General features: G+C 71.9%; 21 protein-coding genes. 12 read left to right on the top strand and 9 right to left on the bottom strand.

Going from position 1 to position 21,787, the window contains the following annotated elements; all coding sequences use genetic code 11:
* Positions 1-43: 43 nt before the first annotated feature.
* From sbnA to PV341_RS17650, 4 genes are all read left to right on the top strand, one after another.
* Positions 44-1,147, top strand: a complete 1,104-nt coding sequence (gene sbnA, locus PV341_RS17665; protein WP_500324077.1) for a 2,3-diaminopropionate biosynthesis protein SbnA — start codon at positions 44-46, stop codon at positions 1,145-1,147.
* 231 nt (positions 1,148-1,378) lie between these two features.
* Positions 1,379-1,741 carry a hypothetical protein gene (locus PV341_RS17660; protein WP_500324076.1) on the top strand — a complete coding sequence of 121 codons (363 nt, stop codon included), beginning with the start codon at positions 1,379-1,381 and terminating at the stop codon, positions 1,739-1,741.
* A 154-nt stretch (positions 1,742-1,895) separates the two neighbouring features.
* On the top strand, positions 1,896-3,293 hold the full coding sequence (locus PV341_RS17655; protein ID WP_500358303.1) for a phosphoinositide-specific phospholipase C-related protein: 1,398 nt from the start codon (positions 1,896-1,898) through the stop codon (positions 3,291-3,293).
* A 2-nt stretch (positions 3,294-3,295) separates the two neighbouring features.
* Positions 3,296-5,239 (top strand): glycoside hydrolase family 5 protein, encoded by a 1,944-nt coding sequence (locus tag PV341_RS17650; RefSeq protein WP_500324074.1) that lies wholly within the window; start codon positions 3,296-3,298, stop codon positions 5,237-5,239.
* Between the two features lie 62 nt (positions 5,240-5,301).
* On the opposite strand, the gene PV341_RS17645 is transcribed toward PV341_RS17650, so the two are convergent.
* Positions 5,302-6,741, bottom strand: coding sequence for a cellulose binding domain-containing protein (locus PV341_RS17645; RefSeq protein ID WP_500358302.1), 1,440 nt, complete (start codon positions 6,739-6,741; stop codon positions 5,302-5,304).
* A gap of 251 nt (positions 6,742-6,992) precedes the next feature.
* Here PV341_RS17645 and PV341_RS17640 point away from each other — a divergent pair, with 251 nt between their 5' ends.
* The 4 genes from PV341_RS17640 to PV341_RS17625 all read left to right on the top strand — a co-directional run bounded on the left by PV341_RS17640 (position 6,993) and on the right by PV341_RS17625 (position 9,523).
* Complete coding sequence (locus tag PV341_RS17640; protein ID WP_500358300.1) at positions 6,993-7,835, top strand: GntR family transcriptional regulator; 843 nt, start codon at positions 6,993-6,995, stop codon at positions 7,833-7,835.
* Positions 7,836-7,934: 99 nt separating this feature from the next.
* Positions 7,935-8,537: a DUF4328 domain-containing protein gene (locus PV341_RS17635; RefSeq protein WP_500324071.1), complete on the top strand. Its 603-nt coding sequence runs from the start codon at positions 7,935-7,937 to the stop codon at positions 8,535-8,537.
* Between the two features lie 14 nt (positions 8,538-8,551).
* A complete protein-coding gene (locus tag PV341_RS17630) occupies positions 8,552-9,286 on the top strand; it encodes a PhzF family phenazine biosynthesis protein (RefSeq protein ID WP_500324070.1) in 735 nt (244 codons plus the stop codon).
* A gap of 3 nt (positions 9,287-9,289) precedes the next feature.
* The gene (locus PV341_RS17625; RefSeq protein ID WP_500324069.1) at positions 9,290-9,523 is read left to right on the top strand and encodes a DUF5959 family protein; all 234 of its coding nucleotides are present in this window, start codon (positions 9,290-9,292) and stop codon (positions 9,521-9,523) included.
* Between the two features lie 129 nt (positions 9,524-9,652).
* On the opposite strand, the gene PV341_RS17620 is transcribed toward PV341_RS17625, so the two are convergent.
* Positions 9,653-10,744 carry a protein kinase family protein gene (locus PV341_RS17620; protein WP_500324068.1) on the bottom strand — a complete coding sequence of 364 codons (1,092 nt, stop codon included), beginning with the start codon at positions 10,742-10,744 and terminating at the stop codon, positions 9,653-9,655.
* A gap of 150 nt (positions 10,745-10,894) precedes the next feature.
* On the opposite strand from PV341_RS17620, the gene PV341_RS17615 reads away from it, so the two are divergent.
* Complete coding sequence (locus tag PV341_RS17615) at positions 10,895-11,350, top strand: hypothetical protein (RefSeq protein WP_500324067.1); 456 nt, start codon at positions 10,895-10,897, stop codon at positions 11,348-11,350.
* 11 nt (positions 11,351-11,361) lie between these two features.
* Here the strand turns inward: PV341_RS17615 and PV341_RS17610 are convergent, their stop codons facing one another.
* Positions 11,362-11,745: a hypothetical protein gene (locus PV341_RS17610; RefSeq protein ID WP_500324066.1), complete on the bottom strand. Its 384-nt coding sequence runs from the start codon at positions 11,743-11,745 to the stop codon at positions 11,362-11,364.
* 169 nt (positions 11,746-11,914) lie between these two features.
* Between PV341_RS17610 and sigJ the strand changes: the two genes are divergently transcribed.
* Positions 11,915-12,871: an RNA polymerase sigma factor SigJ gene (sigJ, locus tag PV341_RS17605; RefSeq protein WP_500358298.1), complete on the top strand. Its 957-nt coding sequence runs from the start codon at positions 11,915-11,917 to the stop codon at positions 12,869-12,871.
* A 9-nt stretch (positions 12,872-12,880) separates the two neighbouring features.
* Here the strand turns inward: sigJ and PV341_RS17600 are convergent, their stop codons facing one another.
* The 4 genes from PV341_RS17600 to PV341_RS17585 form a co-directional block, all read right to left on the bottom strand.
* Positions 12,881-13,240: a nuclear transport factor 2 family protein gene (locus PV341_RS17600; protein ID WP_500324064.1), complete on the bottom strand. Its 360-nt coding sequence runs from the start codon at positions 13,238-13,240 to the stop codon at positions 12,881-12,883.
* Between the two features lie 96 nt (positions 13,241-13,336).
* On the bottom strand, positions 13,337-14,980 hold the full coding sequence (locus tag PV341_RS17595) for a M4 family metallopeptidase (protein WP_500324063.1): 1,644 nt from the start codon (positions 14,978-14,980) through the stop codon (positions 13,337-13,339).
* Positions 14,981-15,218: 238 nt separating this feature from the next.
* On the bottom strand, positions 15,219-15,998 hold the full coding sequence (locus tag PV341_RS17590; protein WP_500324062.1) for a crotonase/enoyl-CoA hydratase family protein: 780 nt from the start codon (positions 15,996-15,998) through the stop codon (positions 15,219-15,221).
* A gap of 36 nt (positions 15,999-16,034) precedes the next feature.
* On the bottom strand, positions 16,035-17,231 hold the full coding sequence (locus PV341_RS17585) for an alginate lyase family protein (RefSeq protein WP_500324061.1): 1,197 nt from the start codon (positions 17,229-17,231) through the stop codon (positions 16,035-16,037).
* Between the two features lie 299 nt (positions 17,232-17,530).
* Between PV341_RS17585 and PV341_RS17580 the strand changes: the two genes are divergently transcribed.
* The gene (locus PV341_RS17580; RefSeq protein ID WP_500324060.1) at positions 17,531-18,325 is read left to right on the top strand and encodes an SDR family NAD(P)-dependent oxidoreductase; all 795 of its coding nucleotides are present in this window, start codon (positions 17,531-17,533) and stop codon (positions 18,323-18,325) included.
* Positions 18,326-18,448: 123 nt separating this feature from the next.
* Here PV341_RS17580 and PV341_RS17575 read toward each other — a convergent pair whose 3' ends face one another.
* A complete protein-coding gene (locus PV341_RS17575; protein ID WP_500324059.1) occupies positions 18,449-18,886 on the bottom strand; it encodes a subtilase-type protease inhibitor in 438 nt (145 codons plus the stop codon).
* Positions 18,887-19,184: 298 nt separating this feature from the next.
* Positions 19,185-20,753, bottom strand: coding sequence for a cellulose binding domain-containing protein (locus PV341_RS17570; protein WP_500324058.1), 1,569 nt, complete (start codon positions 20,751-20,753; stop codon positions 19,185-19,187).
* A gap of 264 nt (positions 20,754-21,017) precedes the next feature.
* Here PV341_RS17570 and PV341_RS17565 point away from each other — a divergent pair.
* Positions 21,018-21,787: formyltransferase family protein (locus PV341_RS17565; protein ID WP_500358296.1), on the top strand; the 770-nt coding region annotated here is incomplete at its 3' end.

The following is a 21,787-nucleotide window of genomic DNA, read 5'->3' as shown; positions in this document are numbered from 1 at the left end:
CCCCCGTCTCGACGGGAGAGGCGCTGCAGATGAGGAGGCCATCGTGACAGTCATATCCGTTCCCCAGGCCTTCAACGAGGAAGAGCTCTTCGTCGACCTCGAGTCGATCTTCGGGCAACCGCTCTTCCTGAAGTGCGAGGGCTTCAACTTCGCCGGTTCGATCAAGCTCAAAGCCGCGACCGAGATGGTGGAGACCGCCGAGCGGGAGGGGATCCTGACTCCGGAGTCGATCCTGGTCGAGTCCTCGTCCGGCAACCTGGGCGTGGCACTGAGCATGATCGCCGCCAGCAAGGGCTACCGGTTCCTGTGCGTCACCGACGCACGGTGCAACCTGTCGACCAGGCTCCTGATGAAGGCCCTGGGCAGCCAGGTGCACATCATCTCGGGACCCGACGCCCACGGCGGCTACCTCGGCGCGCGGCTGGACTTCGTCCGCGCGCTGTGCGCCTCGGACGACCGGTACGTGTGGCTCAGCCAGTACACCAACCCGGGCAACTGGAGGGCGCACTACCGGACGACCGCTCCGGAGATCGCACGGCAGTTCCCCGAGGTCGACGTCGTGTTCGTCGGGGCCGGCACCACGGGAACGCTGATGGGCTGCGCCCGCTGGTTCCGTGAGTGGTCCCGGCCGGTGAAGGTCGTCGCGGTGGACAGCGTCGGCTCCGTGACGTTCGGCGGGGCCCCGGGCCGGCGGATGATCCCCGGGCTGGGCATGAGCGTCCACCCGCCGCTGCTCGACGAGTCCTTCGTCGACGAGGTCGTCCTGGTCGAGGAGGCGGACACCATCCGCGCCTGCCACCGGCTGGCCCGCCGCGGCTTCCTGTTCGGCGGCTCGACGGGCACCGTGGTCAGCGGCGCGATGAGCTGGCTCGAGAAGAACGGCGCCCCCGGCCTCACGTCGGTGGCGATCGCGCCGGACCTCGGCGAGCGCTACCTCGACACGATCTACCAGAGCAACTGGCTGCAGGACCTGTACGGCGAGGACGTCCTCGAACCCGACGAGCGGGCCGACACGTCCTGGGCCGACCCCGCCTGGGCGGCGGCGGCCGAAGCCGCGTGGGCCAACGCCCCCGCGGCACCCCCCGCCGAACCCGAACCCGAACCGGCGAGGACGCCGTCGGTCTCACCCGACGGTCAACTGCACTGACGGCCGGGCGGCGACCCGCCCCCGTCGAACGCGTGCTGCTGCGGCGGTCCCCGACCGCCGCAGCAGCACGTCCGCGTCGGGCCGGGTTCCGCAAGAGGCATTCGGGCCGCCTGCACTGAGTAGATCCGCCGCGCGGAAATGAGCACGCGTGCTCATCCCCCGCCCAGGAGCATCGCCGTAGCCTCGTGAGCACGGTCGGTAACGACACCTGGGACCAAGGGGGAACCTACGATGATCCGCCGCGCCGCCACCGCTCTGGCACTCTCCGCCGCTTCTCTGCTGATCGCCGCGGGGGTCGTCGCCGCCACCGGCCCGCAGTCCGAGGCCTCGACCGAAGCCTGGGTGGGGCCGGGCGTCACCCAGGCATGGGTGGGCCCCGGAACCGCCACCCAGGCATGGGTCGGACCCGGCGTCACCCAGGCATGGGTCGGACCCGGCGTCGTCAAGGCATGGGTCGGCCCCGGAGCCGTCACCCAGGCATGGGTCGGACCCGGCGTCGTCAAGGCATGGGTGGGCCCCGGCGTCGTCAAGGCATGGGTCGGCCCCGGAACGGCCACCGAAGCCTGGGTCGGACCCGGCGTCGTCGAAGCCTGAGCCGGTCCGGGCGGGATCGCGGGCCGGATGACCCGCCGGTCCGCACGACGTGAAGGCGGGCGCCGTCGCCGGCGCCCGCATCCCCGTCCGGAACCGGCGCCCCCGGCCCGACACGCCCTTACATGGCAAGCGTTACCGGTGGTATGTCATGCGCATGACTACCTCTCGAAGCGCTCGCTTCGTCTCCCTGCCCCGCGCAGGCGCGGTGGCGGCGGCCGCGGTCCTCGCGGTGACCGTTCCCGGGCTGCCACCCGCAGCCGGGGCCGCCGTCGCTGCCGCGCCAGGCGGCGCCTTCTCCGTACAGAGCGCCGTGAACGGCCTCAACGCCTCGGACAGCGGCGGCACCGTGGCGCTGCACCGGCCCAAAGGCAACGAGGACCGCCAGCAGTGGACGGCCGTCGCCGTGACCGGAGGGCAGGAACTGCGCAGCACCGACGACGCGAGCCACTGCCTCGGGCGTTCCGGCGCCGACGCGGCGATCGTGGCGTGCGGCGGCGCGAGCGCGACCTGGGAGATCACGGCGGCCGGCGACGGCACGTACGCCCTGGCCGTGCCCGGCACCTCCGACCGCCTGACCCTGGGCGACGCGTCGAGCGGGGGCGTGTACCCCGAGCGGCCGCGCGTGGGCGCCGCGGGCCCGCTGTCCCGGTGGTACCTCACACCCACCCCGCTCCCCCGGGCCGCCATGCCGCCCGCCGACCAGCGCACCCTGGACCAGGTCACCTTCCTGACCGCGCACAACGCCTACGCCAACGGCGTCGACGGCGGCTTCGCCCCGCCCTTCGTGAACCTCTTCCCCAACCAGGCGCGCGGCATCTCGCAGCAACTCGACGACGGCGTCCGCGGCTTCATGATGGACATCCACCAGACCCCGGACGGCGCGATCCTCTGCCACAACAGCTGCACGCTGGTCAGCCGTCCCGTCGCCCTCTGGGTGGACCTGCAGCGGATGGTCGACTTCCTCCGGCAGCACCCGGGGCAGTTCGTCACCGTCTTCCTGGAGGACTACGTCTCTCCCGAGGTGCTGCGCTCCGAGCTCTCCCGGGTGAACGGTCTGTACGACGTCCTGTACCGCCCCGACCAGGACGGCGTGCGCGAGCACGGCTGGCCGACCATGGCCGACCTGGCCGCGCGCGGCAAGCAGCTGATGATCTTCACCGACCGGACCCGCGGCTCCGACACCGGTCTCGAGCGCGACAGCTTCGGCGTGCTGTACCAGCAGGAGTGGACCGTGGAGAACTACTGGTCGATGGGCTCCGGCGCGAGCACCTCCGACTGGTCCTGTTACAGCCGCTGGTACGGCGCCGGGGTCAACGTCCCGCTCACCCGCGAGGAGCCCGGATTCCGGCCGCTGTTCGTCATGAACCACTTCCGGGACACGACCATCGCCGGCACCGCGTCCACCGACAACGGCAAGCTGCTCAACCGCACCCAGAACTTCTGCGAGCCCGCGGCCCGCAAGAAGCCCACATACGTGGCCGTCGACCGCTACGACCTCGGCTCGCCGAAGAGCGCGGTCGACCAGCTCAACACCTACACCGTGGTGCCGTAGCCGTGGCCGCGACGTTACCGCGCCGGCCCCTCACGGCCGTGGCCGCCGCGCTCGTCACCCTCATCGGCCTGCTCACCCCCACGACCGCGCTCGCGCGGGACCCGGAACCCTCGGCCCCCGCCGCCCCCGCGGCGCGGTCCACCGCACTCGCCGCGTCCTGGACCCCGCCGCTCAGCACCCGCGGACGTTACATCGTCGACGCCGAAGGCAACCGCTTCAAGCTCACGTCCGGCAACTGGCACGGCGCCAGCGGCACCTGGAACGGCTCGGGAGATCCGGCCGACCCCGCGAACCACCACGCCGGCGAGGACTCCGGCCGCATGCCGCTGGGCCTCGACCGGGCGCCGATCGCCGAGATCCTCTCCGGCTTCGCCGAACTCGGCATCAACAGCGTCAGGCTGCCGTTCTCCGGCGAGATGATCCACGACACCGTCCCCGTCACCGACGCGGCCGTCGCGGCCAACCCCCAGCTGCGCGGCAGGACACCACTGCAGGTGTACGACGCCGTGGTCACCGCCCTGACGGACGCGGGCTTCGCCGTCATCCTCAACAACCACACCAACACCACGCGCTGGTGCTGCGGCGTGGACGGCAACGAGCGCTGGAACGCCTCGCAGTCCACCGCCGCCTGGGAGGACGACTGGCTGTCCATGGTCCGCCGCTACCGCGACAACAAGCGCGTCGTCGGCGCCGACCTGTACAACGAGGTGCGCCGTTCGGTCTGGGACGACCCCAACTGGGGCCTCGGGGACGACCACGACTGGTTCGCCGCCTCGCAGCACCTGGGCGACCGCATCCTCCAGGAGGCCAACCCCGACCTGCTGGTCATCGTCGAGGGCATCAACTGGACGGGCTTGCCCGTCGACGGCCTCCCCCACGACCGCCCCACCCTCGAACCCGTGCAGCGGCTGTCCCACACCCTCGTCCGGTCCGGGAAGCTGGTGTACTCCGCGCACTTCTACGGCTACACCGGCCCCCGCCACAGCGGCGCCACCGGCATCGGCGAGACCCACGACCCGCGCTACAGCGACCTCGGGCGCGACGAGCTGTTCGCGGAACTGCGCCGGCAGGCCTTCTACGTGTCGTCGGACACCGGCCGGCATTACACGGCACCGCTGTGGATCAGCGAGTTCGGCGTCGGCGGCCGGGACGAGACCAACGAGAAGTCCCGCGCGTGGTTCGCGAACTTCACCGACTTCCTGATCCAGACCGACACCGACTTCGCCTACTGGCCGCTCGTGGGCTGGCACGAGAACCGCCACGGCAACGGCTGGGCGCTCCTGCACTGGGACGCCGCCGGTCACCGGATGGGCCCGTACGACGGCGACGACTGGCGGGCCGGCGCCTGGTCCCGGCTCGTCGGCAGCCCCGGCCGCACCGGGTACGTGGCCCCCGTCGCCCGCTGGTCGATGCTCAGCCCGGACCACGGCGACTTCGTGCAGAGCCTGCGCATGCGGGCCCGTCCCGACTGGGACCCCGGCGCACGCAAGGCGGCGTGCCCGGACGGGCAGCGTCTGATCGGGCTGGCCCACACCGGCAACCGCGGTCTGTGCACCGACACCGGCGCCGGGGACCTGTGGGCGTCCTCGGGCGCGTACCAGGTCGTCACGGACGAGCGGTACGTCCCGTCGGGCGGGGACTGGGCGTCGGGCTACACCAAGCTGCAGTGCCCGCCCGGTTCGTTCCTCGTCGGCTACGCCGTCCGCGGCGCCGCCGTCTCCAGCGCGCTGTGCGCCACCGCGGGCACGGCCCTGGGCGGCGGCGGGCGCACCGTGTGGTTCGACCGGGGCGACGACCGTCCCGCGTCGGGTGCCGGCGGGGACTTCGCGTACGGCAGCTACAAGGGCCAGTGCCCGGACGGCGAGTACGCGGCGGGCATCGCCTACACCGGCCGCTTCGGTTCCTCCCGCACGCCGGACGCATTGTACTGCCGGTCGCTTCCGTAGGGGCGGGTCCGTGCCGCCGCCCACCGCGCCCCTGTGGCGGTGGGCGGCGGCACGGGGCCCGGTCAGCTGCCAGGGACGGTGTCGGTGAAGACGGTGCCCGCGGTGCGGTAGGCGGCCACCTTGGCGGCGACCTGGGCCGGGGTCAGCACCTGGTCCTTGACGAAGTAGACGTAGTCCACCTGCTGGTCGTAGGAGCGCGAGGTGCTGCCCGTCTGGCCGGCGAGGTCGATGAGCCAGTGGTTGAAGTCGATCCACTGGCCGGTCTCGGGCAGGTAGGGCTCGCCGTGGGTGCCGAAGACCTGGCCGTCGATGTAGTAGGTGATGGCGTTGTTGTCGATGGTGAACTGCAGGTCGTGCCAGCCGTCGTAGCTCCGGCGGTTCTCCGAGTGGGTGTTGACGGCGTTCCACGGGTCCGGGTTGTAGGTCTCCCAGGACGTCGTGTACATGATGTTGCTCGGCTCGCCCCAGCCGCCGTTGGGCAGGTACTCGAAGTCCTGCTCGCTGTAGTTCGGGTCCATCGGGGCGTTGAGCGGCGTGAAGGCGAAGAAGGTCTGCACGACGTGGTCCCCGTCGGGGCCGCCGGTCGGGGTGTCGTCGAAGCGCACCCGGGCGGCGTAGGTGCCGTTGCGGAACTTGCGGGCGCTGGTCTGGATCTCGCTCTCCTTGGTGCCGGCGGCGGTGCCGTCGGTGGTGAGGCGCAGGTTCATGACCTTGTTGCTCCCGGTGCCCGCCACGAAGGTGACGTCCTGCGGGGACCAGGTGGCGCCCGGTACGCCGGGGCCGCCCTGGCCCGACTTCACGGTCCAGCCGTGGCTCTGCAGCGCGGGGTCGCTGCTCGAGGTGTAGCTGAAGTCGTCGAAGAGCGCGGGTGCGTTGGGGTCGGTGGGCGGCGTGGTCGGCGGATCCGTGGGCGGCGTGGTGGGGTCGTTGCCGGCGGGCGCGGTGCCCCAGACGACCGAGCCGCCGCGCTGCACGGTGACCTTGTCCCAGTCCGCGTACGACGTCTGGGAGCCGTTGAACGAGTAGTCGTCGGACTGGGTCAGGCGCTGCCAGTCCGCGCGGTAGAAGCGCAGTTGCATGTCGCCGGTGTTCTGCCCGGGGGCGAGCGATCCCGCGCCGGAGGTGAAGCCGATCTCCAGGTAACGGTCAGCGTTGGCGGTGGGGTTGGCGAGGGTGCCGAAGGTACCGGTGATGTTGGCGCACCCCTTGACCGCCCAGGAGCACGCGAAGCGGTACGCGGTGGTGGGGCTGTCGGCCTTGAAGTAGTAGCGCAGGGTCACCTCGCCGAGCGGGACGGACGAGGTGCCCCGGTTGGTGATCTCGAGCCAGGGCTCGGTCTGGTCCGCGGTGGCCCCGGACGCGCTCGTCCGGTACTGCGCGGTGAGCGTGGCCGCCGCGGCGGACGCGGGCAGCGCGACGAGCCCGGCGCAGGCGAGACCCGCCGTCGCGCAGGCGGCCACGGCGGTGCGGACCCGGGCGGTGGTGCGGAACGGTCCTGACATGGGGACCCCTTCCAGTCGGGTGGAGCGCGTGGGGGAGGGCTTACCACTTGGCAACTGGTCTTCCACTGGTAAGGGAAGGTGGCATAGACCAGATGAGGGGTCAAGTCCCGTAACGGGAAGGGAATTCGGGACCCCCACAACCCAAGCGATGACGGAAGGCTGGAGAACTGGTCAGCAACTGGCTAGCCTCGGGCACACGGCATTGCACGGCGCTGCACGGCACTGCACGGCCACGGAGAAGGGCGGGGCGCATGACGGGTGAGGCACCGCGGTCACCGCTGAAACGGGAACGGGTCCGCGACCACCTCCTGGAACTCGTCGAGTCCCAGGCACCGGGCACCCCGATCCCCTCGGAGCGCGCCCTGTGCGAGCGGCTCGACGTCTCCCGCCCCACCGTGCGCTCGGCCGTCGACGAGCTGGTCACCACCGGCCTGCTCGTCCGGCGCCACGGGAGCGGCATGTTCGTCGCCCCCGCGAAGATCACCCAGGAACTCGCCCAGGGGGAGAACGCCTTCAGCCTGCCGCAGGCCTCCGGCCACTGGCTCAGCCGCGTCCTGGAGTTCGCCACGGTACGGGCCGGCGCCCGCGTCGGCCGCAAGCTCCGCGTGTCGCCGGCGGCCGAGATCGTCTACATCGCCCGCCTCCGCCTCGTCGACGGCGAGCCGATGGCCGTGGAGTACCTGCACGTACCGGCCGACCTGGTGCCGGGGCTGCGCGCCGCCGACATGGAGTCCGGGGACTTCTACGCGTACCTGCGCGAGCGGCACGGCGTCCACGTGCACGAGGCCGTCCAGTCCATCGAACCCACCGTCGCCAACGAGGAGGAGGCCCGGCTGCTGCACGTGCCGGTGCTCTCCCCCGCGCTCCTCTTCGACCGCCTCACCAGTGACGCCGCCGGCCGCCCCGTGGAGTACGTGCACTCCCTCTACCGCGGCGACCGCTACCGCATCGTCTCGCGCCTCTCGCTCGTCGACTCCGCGCCCGCGGGCCGGCCCGTTCCGGCGGGACACCACCCGGGCATGCCCCCCGACGAACGCGCCGTCCCGGCCGGCACGCTCGCCCACGTGGTGGGGGACGTACAGCCCCGCGGATGAGGGCCCGCAACCCGTACACATGTGCGGCCCTCAACCCCTATGATCACTCCGCTCCCGTGTCCACCGGAGCCGCGCACGACCCGAGACAGGCCATCCACGATGTCCAGCAAGCCCCCCAAATCCCCTCTGTTGCCCGCCCGCTGCGCGCAGGCGGCGATAGCCGCGGCCGCGATCCTGGACGTGTTCCGGGCGGTGGCGCTCCGGGACTACTTCCTCCGTCCCACGCAGCAGACCCTGCACACCTCCGGCATGGTCTCCATGGTCTTCCTCTACGCCATGATGCTCGCGATCGTCCTGTTCCTCGTCTGGCTCGCACGGGCGCGGCACAACGCGCAGGCGCTGACCCCCCAGGCGTCCCTCCCGTCCCGCGGCTGGACCATCGGCGTGTGGTTCGTCCCGCTGGTCAACTTCTTCGTCCCGCGTCAGGTGCTCCTGGACATCGGGCGCGCGAGTTCGGTCTCGTGGCAGGAGACGCGCGACAAGACGGTCGTGAACCTCTGGTGGGTGGCCTGGCTCGGACACGCGCTGGCGCTCCTGACCGCGGGTCACATCGATCCGGCCTCGATTCCGCTGGTCGCGCTCGCGGAGGCATTCATGATCGCCGCGGCCGTACTGGTGGGCATCCTCATCGAGCGCATTACCACGCTTCAGAACGCCACGCTGGGCACCTCGGTGGCCCTCTCCCCCATCACGCAGTCATGAGGCAGGCTGCAGCCATGACCGGCTACGACATAGTGCGGGTCTTCTGCGGACCCGACGGCGACCACGGCGACCGGTTGGCCGTGGTGCGGGACGGAAGCACCGTCACCGACGAGCAGGACCGCGTCGCGTTCGCCCGGCGATCGGGCTTCGCCGAGACCGTGTTCGTGGACGACCCCGAGCGGGGCATCATCGACATCCGCTCGGCGGACGGACGGCTGCCCTTCGCCGGCTCCCCCTGCATGGGCACCGCCTGGCTGCTGGACGCCCCCGAACTGATCACCCCGGCGGGGGTCGTGGGCGTGCGTCTCGACGGCGAGTTCACCTGGCTGGAGGCCAGCCCCGCCTGGGCCCCGCACCGCACCCTGCGGCAGTACGACTCGCCCGAGGAAGTGGACGCCCTGCCCGTACCGCCACCCGGCGAATGGGTCTACGCCTGGGCCTGGGAGGACGAGGCCGCCGGACGCGTCCGCGCCCGCGGCTTCCCGGGCCGCGGCGACGGCGTCGACGAGGTCGAGGCCACCGGCTCGGCGGCGCTGCTGCTCACCGACCGCCTCGACCGCTCCCTGAACATCGCCCAGGGCCGCGGCTCCCAGATCCTCACCGCCCCCGCACCGGACGGGCTGGTCGAACTCGGCGGCCGCGTCCACCTGGAGCGCGCCGTCCCCGGCACCCCCACACGCACCCGCCCCGCGATCACCCTCGGCACATCGACCTCCTCCCGCCGCCGTATCCATCTGCTCGACCTCTGACCCATGGCCGGAGACCGGGCGGTGGACCTCATCTCGCTGACCGACGGGGAGGGCCGTCGCCTCGTCCGGGTGCTGGGGCGGCACATGCCCGGCGTGCTGCCCTGGCACGACGTCCTTGACGCGGAGATCACCGTGACGAGCGGGTTCGCGCAGGGGCGCCTGGAAGTGTGCCTCGATCCGGACGACCTGGACCGCTGGTCCGACGTCCTCACGGCTGGCCGACGGCTGGTCCGATGAGCACGTCAAGCGCCTGCGCCGGGTGCGCGAGGCATGGCCCCGTGATGGTGGAGACCTCACCGAACGCCTACGAGCGGCGTCGTTGACACGTGCTGCGCGTCGTCGGCCGTGAGACCGCCCCGAGGTCCGTCAGCGAAGGAGGGAGCCGTCCATCGCGCCGAGCCGGCGGATCTCGTCGAGCGGGAACGGGGTCTGCCTGCTCTGACGCTGGAAGGAGAGGTTGAAGTCGGAGATCACCGCGGCGACCGGCGCGTGCCGGGCGAGGATCGCCGTGGCCACCTCCGGGATTCCCGTGGGGCGTTTGCCCTGCGCGTAGGCGCGCACCAGCGCGTAACGGCCTTCCCGGTCCTCCCTCCGGAATCCGTACAGTGCGGTGACCAGCCAGTTCACCAGGTATGTGGCGGTGTAACAGCGGTCGTAGGCCTGATGCCGGTCGAAGAAGTCGGCTTCCTCCTGCGACAGTTCGAACCCGGAGGACAGGGCGAGGCCGTAGTCCGCGAAGTACAGCCGCCGGCCGTCGGTCAGGATGTTCTCGAAGTGCGCGTCGAAGTGCAGGAGCCCGTGGCCGTTCATGAACGCGATGCCGGCCTCCAGTTCCCCCTCCACCATGGCGCAGGCCCGGTCGGCGGTCTCGTCCCCCGCTTCGACCTGGGTGCCCAGCCACTGGTGCAGGTTCTGCGGGATGTACTCCAGGAAGAGCGCGACGCTCGCCGAGGACTGCTGGAGCGCCTCGATCCGGCGGCGCACCTGCGGTCCGCCGCCCCAGTAGGCGACGGCCCTTTCGATGTCGGCCAGTTCTTCGGGCAGGGGCGTCGAGTCCGGCAGCACCCGCCAGTGGTACATCAGGGGGAAGCCCTCGTGTTCCCCCGCGAGCACCCAGTTGGTCGTCATGGTGTGCACGGCGAGCTCGCGCCAGGCCCCGAAGCCCGGCCCGCCGATGGTGCCGACGCCGTACTGGCAGAAGACGGGCGTCTCGAACAGATTCGCCGTGGACCGGACGTGCTCGGGTTGCCTCTCCAGATCGGTGAGGGGCACCCGTTTCACGAAGACCGGGGTTCCGGCGACCTCCAGCAGGGCCGCCTTACCCCCGATGCCGGACCCGAGCGGTACGGCGGTGTCGACGAGCTCGCGCAGGGCACGGTCACTGCGCAGGGCCAGGGAGGTGGAGACGGCACCATGGGCGGCCAGGCGCCCACCACGCGACATGTCGGGGCACTTCATTGCGGCCTCCACCTTGACACTCCCGCCGAGCCCAACGACCGCACTCTATGTCACGCTCCACGACGGAATCCGGGGAGGGCCCGACCCGGCGGACCGCCGCCGGGGAAAAATGCCTGGCCCCGGCGTTCCGCCCCGTCGCAAGATGCCCGCATGGGCGAACGTTTGAGGAACAGCGCATGGCAGTACGTCGCGGGGATCGTGCCCGTCGAGGACCTGCCCATGCTGGCGGCCCACACGCTCGTGGACGGTGACGATTCGCCGGCACTGAGGGAGCTCGCCGGGCTGTCGCGCCGCGACGACGCGGCCGGGATCCGTGAGCTGTACCACCGGGCCCTGAGCCAGCTGGGCATCCCGGTGCCGGACGAGCAGACCGCCGGCCGGCGGGTGCTCCTCGACCGTGCGCGGGCGCTCGTCCGGGGTGAGCTGACCGCGGTCGAGGTGGCGTGCGGGCTCTACGCGGCCGCGGCGGACACCCCGGAGGAGACCCACTTCCTCGAGACCGCTGCCGTGTACAGCGAGTGGCTCCTCCCCGCGCTCCCGCCTGGCTGGGAGCGTGATCTGTGCGCCGCGGCCCTCGCCTTGGTGACGTCCGCCGGCCGGCCGTGACTGCGGGCCGGCTAGGACCGGCGCGCGTACAGCACGTGGCCCAGCGCCAGCACGCTCAGGCCGAACATCAGCACGCCCAGGGGGACATGGAGCGACGGTATGTGGGCGATGCCCAGCACCACCTGTGCCGAGGCGAGGACGAGGAAGCCGGAGGCGTACAGGATGGGGCGGGGCGATCCGCCGCCCGGCCGCCACGCGAGGATCGCGGCGAGCACGTACAGCATCGAGGCGCCGTACATCACGCGTGCTCCCACACCGTGCAGCACCTCGCCGTGGGACGAGGAGAGCAGCACTCCGGCGGTGACCGCCTGGAAGAAGATCGCCGAGGTCTGCAGGACGACCGCGACCTGGAGGAACGTGGGGCTGCGGTGTTCTGCCGTTGTCCGTGTGGCCATGACGCGGTCCCTCTTCTGTCGCACGGGTGCGGATCGGTACTGTCCCGTCAGTCCGACGACCTGGGCCCGTGAACTGTCAGGCGGGGCACCGGCCTGACGAACGGGGGCGGTGTCCCGTCGAAGTGGCGGGAGCGGAAGCGGACGGGACGAACAGGGAGCGGTCGCGAGGATGAGCAGCACCCCATTCCAGTCAGGGCACGACCGGTCGGAGCCGGACCTGAGCGCGGTCGTCGGCGAGCGGCGCCATCTCATCAACCTCGCCTACCGGCTGCTCGGTTCGCTGGCCGAGGCCGAGGACGCCGTGCAGGAGACCTACGCCCGCTGGTACGCGATGTCGCGGCAGCAGCAGGAGGCCATCGAGTCGCCCGGCGCCTGGCTGACGACGGTGGCCAGTCGCGTCTGCCTGGACCTGCTCGGCTCGGCCCGCGTCCGGCGCGAGCGCTACGTCGGCTCCTGGATACCCGAGCCGCTGCCCGACCGTGCGGAGTGGACCGGCGGGCCCACCGTCGGGGGCGGGGCGGAGTCGGCCGACCCCGCCGACCGGGTCACCCTGGACGAGTCGGTGACCATGGCCTTCCTGGTCGTGCTGGAGGCGATGACGCCGGCCGAACGCGTGGCGTTCGTCCTGCACGACGTCTTCCGGTTCCCCTTCCCGGAGGTCGCCGGGATCGTCGGCCGGACACCGGCGGCCTGCCGGCAGTTGGCGTACTCGGCCCGCCGGCGTGTGCGCGACGCGCGGGACCCGGCGGTGCCGGCTGCCGGACAGGCCGGTGTGGTGCGGCACTTCAAGGAGGCCTGGGAGGCCGGGGACATCAAGGCCCTCGTCGGCCTCCTCGACCCCGATGCCACGATGGTCGCGGACGGCGGCGGGCAGGTCGGCACCGTCCTGCGCCCGGTCGAAGGCGGAGAGCGCATCGCCCGGTACCTGGTCCACATCGCGGCGAAGTCGCCGGGGCTGACGCTCCTGGAGCGGACGGTCAATGGCCGGCCGGGCCTGGTGGCCCAGTACGCCGGGGTCACCGTCACCGTGGCGGCGTTCGGCGTCACCGGCGGCCGCGTCACCCGCATCTGGGCGGTCCGCAACCCGGACAAGCTCCGGCCGTGGACGGCGAGCGGATCCGCCTGACGTCGCCGCTCAGGCGACGTCCGCGCTGCCTTCGCGGTAGACCTTCGCCGAGGCGATCCGCCCCTCGCGGAGCTCGTAGAAGGCGGCGATGGGGCAGGTGCGGCGCTCGCCGCGGTAGGTGAGGGTCTCGGTCATCTGGCAGGCCGCACGGTCGTCCGCGGCGATGAGGTCGTGCACCTCCAGCGTGGGGAGCAGCCCGCGCATCGCCTCGTCGAAGAGACCGGTCAGCGCGGCGCGGCCGCGCACCGTGGTGGTACCGGTGATCCACACGGCGTCGTCGGTGAAGCCGGCGAGGAGCGCGTCCAGGTCTCGGGCGTTGAAGGCCGCTACGTGCGCGTGTATCGCCGTCGCGGCGTCAGTGGTGGTCACGGGTGCCAGTGTGGCAGGGCCCCGCGGGGCCGACCTGGCAGTGGTCGGTCCCGCGGGGCCGGTGGTGCGGTCCCGGCGTCGGTGCCGGCGTCGGCGTCAGTTGACGTTCACGGCGGACCAGGCGGCAGCCACGGCGGTGTACTCGGCGCTCGACGCGCCGTAGAGGTCGGTGGCGGCCTTGAGGGCGGCGGTACGGGCGCCCGCGTAGTTGGTGCCGGAGGTCATGTACACCGTGAGGGCGCGGTACCAGATCTTGCCGAGCTTGTCGCGGCCGATGCCGCCCACCGTGGAGCCGTTGCAGGTGGGGCTGTCGTAGCTGACGCCGTTGATCGTCCTGGCGCCGCTGCCTTCGGCCAGCAGGTAGGCGAAGTGGTTGGCGACGCCGGAGGAATAGTGGACGTCGAGGTTGCCGACGCCCGAGCTCCAGCAGTCGGCGGAACTGCCGTCCCTGGAGGGCTTGTCCATGAAGCGCAGCGCTGCCTTGCCGAAGCCGGGCTTCACGATGCGTTCGCCGATGAGGTAGTCGCCGGTGTCGGAGGCGTTGCCCGCGTACCACTCGACCAGCGTGCCGAAGATGTCCGAAGTGGCCTCGTTGAGGCCACCGGACTCCCCGGAGTAGGTGAGGCCCGCGGTGCGCGAGGTGACCCCGTGGGACATCTCGTGCCCGGCGACGTCGAGGGCGACCAGTGGCCCGAAGGTGGTGCCGTCACCGTCGCCGTAGGTCATGCAGAAGCAGCTGTCGTCCCAGAAGGCGTTGTTGTAGTTGTTGCCGTAGTGGACGCGGTTGTACGAGCCCTTGCCGTCGCCGGCGATGCCGCTGCGGCCGTGGACGGTCTTGTAGTAGTCCCAGGTCTCGTCGGTGCCGTACTGGGCGTCGACGGCGGCCGTCGCGCGGTCGGCGGTGGTGCCGGTGCCCCAGTGGTTGTCGGCGTCGGTGAAGAGGACCGCGGGGGCCCGGGAGAAGCAGATGCCGAAGATGCACAGGTCGGTCTTGTTCTGCGCGTCGCCGGTGTAGGTGTTGCCGCGGGTGGGGTCCTTCAGCTGGTAGGTGCTGCCGCTGAGGGTGGTCTCCAGGGACACGGTGCCGCCGTACAGGGACTTGCCGTCCCCGGCGGCGGTCTCCAGGGCGTCCCAGGCGTCGATGCGGGCGCCGGTGCGGGCGTCGGTGAGGACGACGCGGGCGGCGGGGTTGCCCAGGCTGTCGAGGCCTACGGCCGTGGTGCGCCAGGCCAGGCGGGGTGTGCCGTGCAGCGCGTCGACGACGAGCTGCGGCTTGGCCTTGGCCTGCCGGAAGGTGGTCCCGCGGTGGGCGGAACGGAGCGCGGCCAGGCCCTTGTCGGCGGCGGTCGCGGCCTTGACTGCGGGGGTGGTGCTCGGGACGGCGAGGTCGGAGCGCGTGGCACGCTCGGCGCCCTCGTAGGCACCGCCCGGGGCGAGGTGGACGACGAGGTCGCCGCCGAGGACCGGCAGTCCGCGGTACGTCCGGTCGTAGCGGACGTGCTGGGCGCCGTCCGTGTCGGTGACGACGTCGCGGACGGTACGGCCCTGCGCGGACGTGAGGGAGAGCCGGCCGGCGTTGGCCATGACAGCGGCGTCGGCGCGGGCGACGCCGGTGGCCCGGGAGGGGAGGTCCCGTCCGGACGCGGACGCCGCGGAGGGCGTCAGGAGGGCGGCCGTGACGGCGGTCGCGGCGAGCGCCGCGGATATGGCGGTCGCGGCACGTCTGGTGCTGGGCTGCATCGTGCTCCTCTGGTGGGGGCGTGCGCGGTCCCCGCATCTGCGTCCGGCCACGGTGGGGCGGGCCCGGGTGCGGAGGTGAGGCGGTGCCAGATTTAAGTGCCCATGACATACGGATGTCCAGAGCGCGTCCGTGGTCCACACACGGGAACCGGCCGAACCACACACGGCGGACACGCGATGGGCGCAGGTCAGCCGGACGACCGGCGCGGATCGGCCCCCGTCGGACGCTCCGCGCCGGTCAGCTCACCTCGAACGCACCGTGCCTCCCGGCCCCCGCCGAGAAACGCGCCGCGCCCTCCCCCGCTTCCGCGAGGGACACCCGGCCGTGCCGCAACTCGACCTCGAGCGCGGCCGTTTCCTCGAGCCCCTCGGCCTCCAGCACCGCGAGCCGGTCGTGCCGTACGCAGGTCTGCGGGAAGGCCGCGATCTCCGCGGCGAGCCCCTCGGCGGCGGCGCGTGCCCCGCCGACCGGGGCCACCCGGTTGACCAGGCCCATGGCGTACGCCTCGGCCGCGGCGACCGGACGCCCCGTCAGGATCAGGTCCATAGCGCGGGAGGTGCCGATCAGCCGCGGCAGCCGTACCGTCCCGCCGTCGATCAGGGGCACGCCCCAGCGCCGGCAGAACACCCCGAGCACGGCGTCCTCCTCGGCGACCCGCAGGTCGCACCAGAGGGCCAGTTCCAGGCCGCCGGCCACCGCGTGACCCGAGATCGCCGCGATGACCGGCTTGCCCAGCCGCAGGCGGGTGGGCCCCATGGGCCCGTCCCCGCCGCCCCCCTCGGTCACGCCGGTCACCTCGTTGCCGCGCGGGGTGCCGATGGCCTTGAGGTCGGCACCCGCACAGAAGGTGCCGCCCTCGCCCCACAGTACGGCGACCGAGGCGCCGGGGTCGGCGTCGAACTCGCGGAAGGCGTCGGCCAGCTCGCGCGCCGTCGGGCCGTCGACGGCGTTGCGCGCCTCGGGGCGCGAGAGCACCACCGTGGAGACAGGTCCGCTGCGCTCGACACGTACGGGCATGGCCTGTTCCCTCCGCCGCCGGTCACCTCTGCCTGGTCAGGAGAGGTTATCGCCGTGGGTCAGGGTCTCCCAGGCGACGAAGAGGTTGTTGCTGCCGGCCGGGCGCTGGGACTCGGTGAGCGCCTGGGTGTTGGTCATGGCGTAGCCGAGCCGGTTGTGGATCGCGTTGTAGCCGACCTCGGTGACCGGCCCGAGCCCCAGGTTGAGGTGGCCGCCGCACAGCCAGGACGGCACGGCCTCGCCCCTCTGGTACTTGGACTGGAAGCCCAGCGCCTGCCGGAGCCGTTCGCCGACCTGCGGGTAGAGGTCCTCGCCCTGGATGCGGCTGGTCTCCGCGACGTGCGAGATCGACGAGATGCCGTAGCCGGTGTGCGTGAAGTCGCGGCAGGTCTCCTGGGTGAGACCGGTCACGAAGGTGGACTGGCCCTGCCAGTAGCCGACGATCTCGTCGCGGGTGTCGAGCCCGCTGCCGGGCACGGTCCTGGGCAGTGCGCCGTCGGTGTCCAGGTAGACGTACGCGGCGACCCGGTTGAGGTAGCGGGTCACGGCCTTGTCGTACGAGGTGCGGTCGTCGAGGAAGACGGAGATGCCGACGGCGGCCTCCATCATGCTGAGCTCCCAGTTGCCGTTGCTCTTGGAGCCGTTGATGACCTCGGGGAGGTAGACGTTGCGCAGCATGGTGGCGAAGCGGTTCACGTTCGGCCAGCTGGTGTACGTGTAGCGGATGATCTCCGCCGCGCGCGGCCACACCGAGCCCGCCCAGCCGGTCTGCAGCGGGGCGTTGCTGTTGGTGTGGTCGGTGATGGTGGCCGACCAGGCGTCCATCAGCTGGATCGCCTTCTGGGCGTACTTGGCGTCACGGGTGACGTACCAGGCCAGTGCGTTGGTGTAGGCGGCGATCGCGTCCTCGCGCTCGTCGGTGCAGCCGTAGTTGGGGTTGGAGTAGGAGCCGCACTCGACGACTGCGCGCGGCTTGGGGGTGCGCGACTGCGAGGCGTACGCCGACGCCATCATCTGGTCGTAAGCGCCCTTCCAGGGCTGCGCTCCGGCCTGCACCTTGCTGCGTGCGAAGTCGAGTTGGGCTCGGCTGACCAGGACGCCGGGGTGGCTGAAGGCAGCGGGCGCGGCGTCGGCGCGACCACTGCCGGGCAACGCGGTCAGGAGGGCGGCGACCAGCGCCGCGACGAGGGCGAAGACGCCCTTGGTGAGGAGACCTTGTGACCTGTGGGACATGGGGGGACGCCTTCCCAGGAGACGGCATGTTCACATGGGTGAACCATGGATGCACCCATGAACACTGCGATTGACGGATGACGGTAGGACTAGACCAATGCCCCGTCAAGTCCCCTGTCGTGCACGGCTGATACCTGCCACCGCGATGCACACGGCTGCGACGCGCCGACGGGCCGACGGGGCGTGAGGACACGTATCTGCCCCCCTCACACCTGCCCCCGCCCGGCGGCGCTCCGATGGCGGGCCCGCCTCCCCTCCCCCAGGCTCGATACGCATGCGCCCATCCCGAAGGGGTCCCCATGGAACTGCAGCTTCAGGGCAAGGTCGCGGTGGTCACCGGAGCCGGCCGGGGCATCGGCCTGACGGTGGCACAGACGCTCGCGCGTGAGGGCGTGCGCGTCGTCGCGGGCAGCCGCAGCATCACCCCGCAGGCGCGAGCCCTCCAGGACGCCTACGACGTGACCCCCGTGGCCGTCGACCTCTCCACCCCGGACGGCCCCGCCGAACTCGTACGGCAGGCCGCCGAACGCTACGGAGCCGTCGACGTCCTGGTCAACAACGTGGGCTCCGGGACGTCCCGCAACGGCTTCCTCGAGGTGGACGACTCGGAGTGGCGGCGCGTCTTCGAGATCTCCTTCTTCAGCGCGGTCCGCACCACCCGCGCCGCGCTCCCCCACATGCTGGCGGCGGGCGGCGGCGCGATCGTGAACATCACGTCCGTCAACGCACGCCTCCCCTTCCCCATGGTCGTGGACTACTCGGCCGCCAAGGCCGCGCTGGCGAACCTGACGAAGTCACTGTCCGAGGAGTTCGCCCCGCGGGGCGTCCGCGTCAACGCGGTCGCCCCCGGCCCCGTCCGCACGCCCTTCTGGACCGCTCCCGGGGCCTTCGCCGACCAGACGGCCGCGGCGGCCGGGACCAGCGCCCAGGAGGCCCTGGACGAGGTCGTGCCGCGCACCATGGGCATCTCCACCGGGCGCATCACCGAGCCCGAGGAGGTCGCCGCCCTGGTCGCCTTCCTCGCCTCGCCCGTCGCGGGCAACGTCACGGGCGCCGAGTTCACCATCGACGGCGGCCAGATCAAGACGACCTGACGCCCCGCCACGACGGGGAACACGCGAAAACAGGGGCGGCCGACCCCGTCCCACGAGTCGGCCGCCCCCTCACAGGGCTCTCCCCCACGGTGAACCCCGTGGCCTTGGTTCACGGCATCGGCGTCAGAAGGCGAAGACGCCGGCCGTGTCGCTGCCGCGCAGCATGCACGGGTTGCCGAAGGTCTGCGCGAAGGTGACGCGCCGGCCTTCCCAGACCCCGTCGGCGGTGACCACGACCGGGTCCCACACCCGGGTGCAGGTCACGCCCCCGGCGTCGGCCGTCATCGCCGCGAAGTCCCCGTGGACCGCGGTGAGCTCCGCGCAGGCGGCCACCGGGTCCGGGTGGTCCCCGTACGGGGTGGGCTTGCACCGCAGCACGACCGCGCGCTGTATCGTCGCCGTCGCGGGGTCCTCCCCCTTCCCCACGGACAGGACGAGCGCGGACGGCGCGTACAGGCTCGTCGCCCCGGCCGGCCGGGCTTCCGCCGAGCCGGCCGCGACCCCCGCCGAACACACCGCCGCCACCAGGGCCAGGCAGGTCCCCACCGCACTGAACCGCATAGCGAACACTCCTTCGGCAATTGATCCGGTTATCGGACGTCGAGGAGTCTTGTGCATCGAACGCCCGCCCGTCACATCGTTCCGCGACTTTCGGTCACCGGTTGTTCACAGTGTGTACTATCCGTTGTGTCGCACTTGCGGTGAGCTGGGCGTCCGGGTGAATGGACTCAGCGGAGCCGGGGCCTCCGTGAAAGCGCCTTCACGGATCGACACATCGTCTCCACATCGGCCGGAAAGCAGCGGGCCGCCACCGTGTTCTCCACACGACGGCGGCCCGTGAGGGCGGTCCCGAGGGGTGCTAGCCCGTGTAGCCCGCGAAGATCCGCGAGAACTCATAAGGGGACTGCGGGATGTTGGTGCACATGTAGAGCGCGCCGGTGCAGGCGTTGCGGTCCCGGGTCGTCTCCCAGAAGGCGAGCAGGCCCAGGTGCCTGCCCTGGGCGAAGCTCACCAACTGGCGGGCGTCGGCCTGGTCGTAGATCCGGCCGTCGTCGTTCTGCCCGAGCATCGGCGTGACGCCCACCATCGCCCACAGCTGGGCGTCGGACTTGCCGGGGTAGAGCGACTTGAGCTGGGTGAAGGTGCTGTTGGCCGCCTGGATCGCCGCGTCGCCGTAGTCGGCGCTGCGGTAGTAGTCCATCGCCATGATGTTGACGACGTCGAGGTTCACCCCGGCGTCCCGGGCCGAGCGCACGACGCCCAGACCGTCCGCCGTGAGCCCCTCCGGCAGGACGGGCAGGGTGAGCGAGATCCGCAGCCCCGGATGGGCCTGCTGGAGTCGGGCCAGTGCCTGGGAGCGGCGGGCGACGGACGCCGGGTCGGCGGTGGCGGCGCCCTCGATGTCGAAGTCGGCGTACGTCAGGCCGTAGGCGTTGACCACCGCGTTGTACTCGGCGTACAACGCGTCGACGGAGCCGCAGGCCTGCGCGAGTTCGATGCCGCTGGCACCACCGAAGGAGATCTTGACGTCACCGCCGGCCGCGCGGATCGCGTCGATCTGGTCCTTGTTCCAGGCGTCGCGCGGGTCATAGGCGTTGAACCACATCGCCTTACAGGACGAGGCGGTGATGAAGGCCATCGTGAAGCTCTTCAGGCCGCTCGCCGAGGACAGCGTGGTGAGGCTGGGCGTCGGCCAGGCGCCCATGTCGACGTACGGCGCGGTACGCACGCCGCCCGGGGGCGGGTTGGTGCCGCCGGAGGTGGTCGTGCCGCTCACGGCGGTGCTGTACGCCGAGGTGTTGCCCGCCGCGTCCTTGGCGCGGACCCGGAAGGAGTAGGCGGTGCTCGCCTGCAACCCGCCGGCGGTGTACGAGGTGCCGGTCACGGCGACGGGCGCGCCGCCGTCCCGGGAGACCTCGTAGCCGGCGACACTGCCGGAGTCGTCGGTGGAGGCCGTCCAGCGGACGGTGAGGGAGGAGGAGGTGGCCGAGCCGACGCTCACCCCGCCGGGGACGCTGGGCGCGGTGGTGTCCGGTCCGCCGCCGGTGCCCGTGCAGGACCCGCCGTTGAGCTTGCAGTTCGCAGGCGCCCCGGTGCCCGAGGAGACCCAGCCGAAGGCGGCGGTCGCGCCGGGCGCGAGGGTGCCGTTGTAGTCGCGGTTCTTGAAGGTGTAGTGGCTGCCGCTCTGGGTCATCAAGGTGTCCCAGTACGAGCCGACGCTCGTCCCCGACGGCAGGTCGAACTCGACGGTCCATCCGCTGAGCGTGGTGGTGCCGCCGTTGGTGATCGTGTACTGCCCCTGGTATCCGGTCTCCCAGGTGGACGTCTTGACGAAGGCCGCGCTCGGCGCCGCTGCGGCGGCGGGCGGGGCGAGGAGCAGGACGAGCGCTCCGACGAGCGCCGTGACCAGGGCCAGAGTTCTTCGCATCCGGGCCTCCCGTGGGGGGAACGCGCAGTTGGTCTGTACCAAATGCATCTGGTGTAGACCTATCGAGTTGATGCGTTCGCGTCAATACGCGGAACGGTCCGGGATCACGGAGCCGCACCCCCTGAGTGGCGGCCGGCCCGGTGGCAACCGGGTGAACGACGGCCGGGCCGCACCCGCGGACGCCCACGGGGCAGGCATCATCGCTGAAGGCCGGGGCCGGTGCTCCCCCCTCCCCGATCGTGCCGGGCGGCCCGGGAGGTCGTCATGCACATCCTGCTCATGGCGTCGGCGTTCAACAGCCTGACGCAGCGCATGTACGCGGAACTCGGCGAGCTGGGCCACACCGTCGCCGTGGAGGTGACACCGGACGGCGACGCCATGCGCACGGCGGTCGCCCGCCACGAGCCGGAACTCGTCGTGGCACCCATGCTCAAGGCGGCGATCCCCGCGGACGTCAGGACCGCCCGCACCTGCCTCGTCGTGCACCCGGGGCCACCCGGCGACCGCGGCCCCGCCTCCCTGGACCGTGCCGTCCAGGAGGGTGTCGCCGCATGGGGCGTGACGGTCCTGCAGGCCGAGGAGGAGATGGACGCGGGCCCGGTCTGGGCCGCGGTGGACTGCACGGTGCCCCCGGTCGGCAAGAGCGACCTGTACCGGGGCGAGATCTCGGACGCCGCCATGGAGGCCGTCCTGCTGGCCGTCGACCGGTTCGCGACGGGCGCGTACGTCCCGCGGCAGCAGGGCGACCCGGCCCTCGGAGCGGTCGTCCGCCTCCGCCCCGCCCTCGGCCAGGACGAGCGGCGCATCGACTGGGCCGCCGACCCGACCACGACCGTGCTGCGCAAGCTGCGCGCCGCCGACTCGCGGCCCGGCGTCCTGGACGAGCTCCTCGGCGCCCGCTGGTTCCTGCACGGCGGCCACCCCGAGGACCGGCTGCACGGCGAGCCGGGGCGGCTGCTGGCCACCCGCGCGGGCGCGGTCTGCCGGGCCACCCGCGACGGCGCCGTGTGGATCCCCCGGCTGCGGCCCCGTCC

This window comes from Streptomyces sp. PA03-1a, assembly GCF_033792805.1.
Lineage (GTDB): Bacteria > Actinomycetota > Actinomycetes > Streptomycetales > Streptomycetaceae > Actinacidiphila.
Note: the sequence above shows the minus strand (reverse complement) of the source record. Positions and strands in the feature narration are given on the sequence as shown.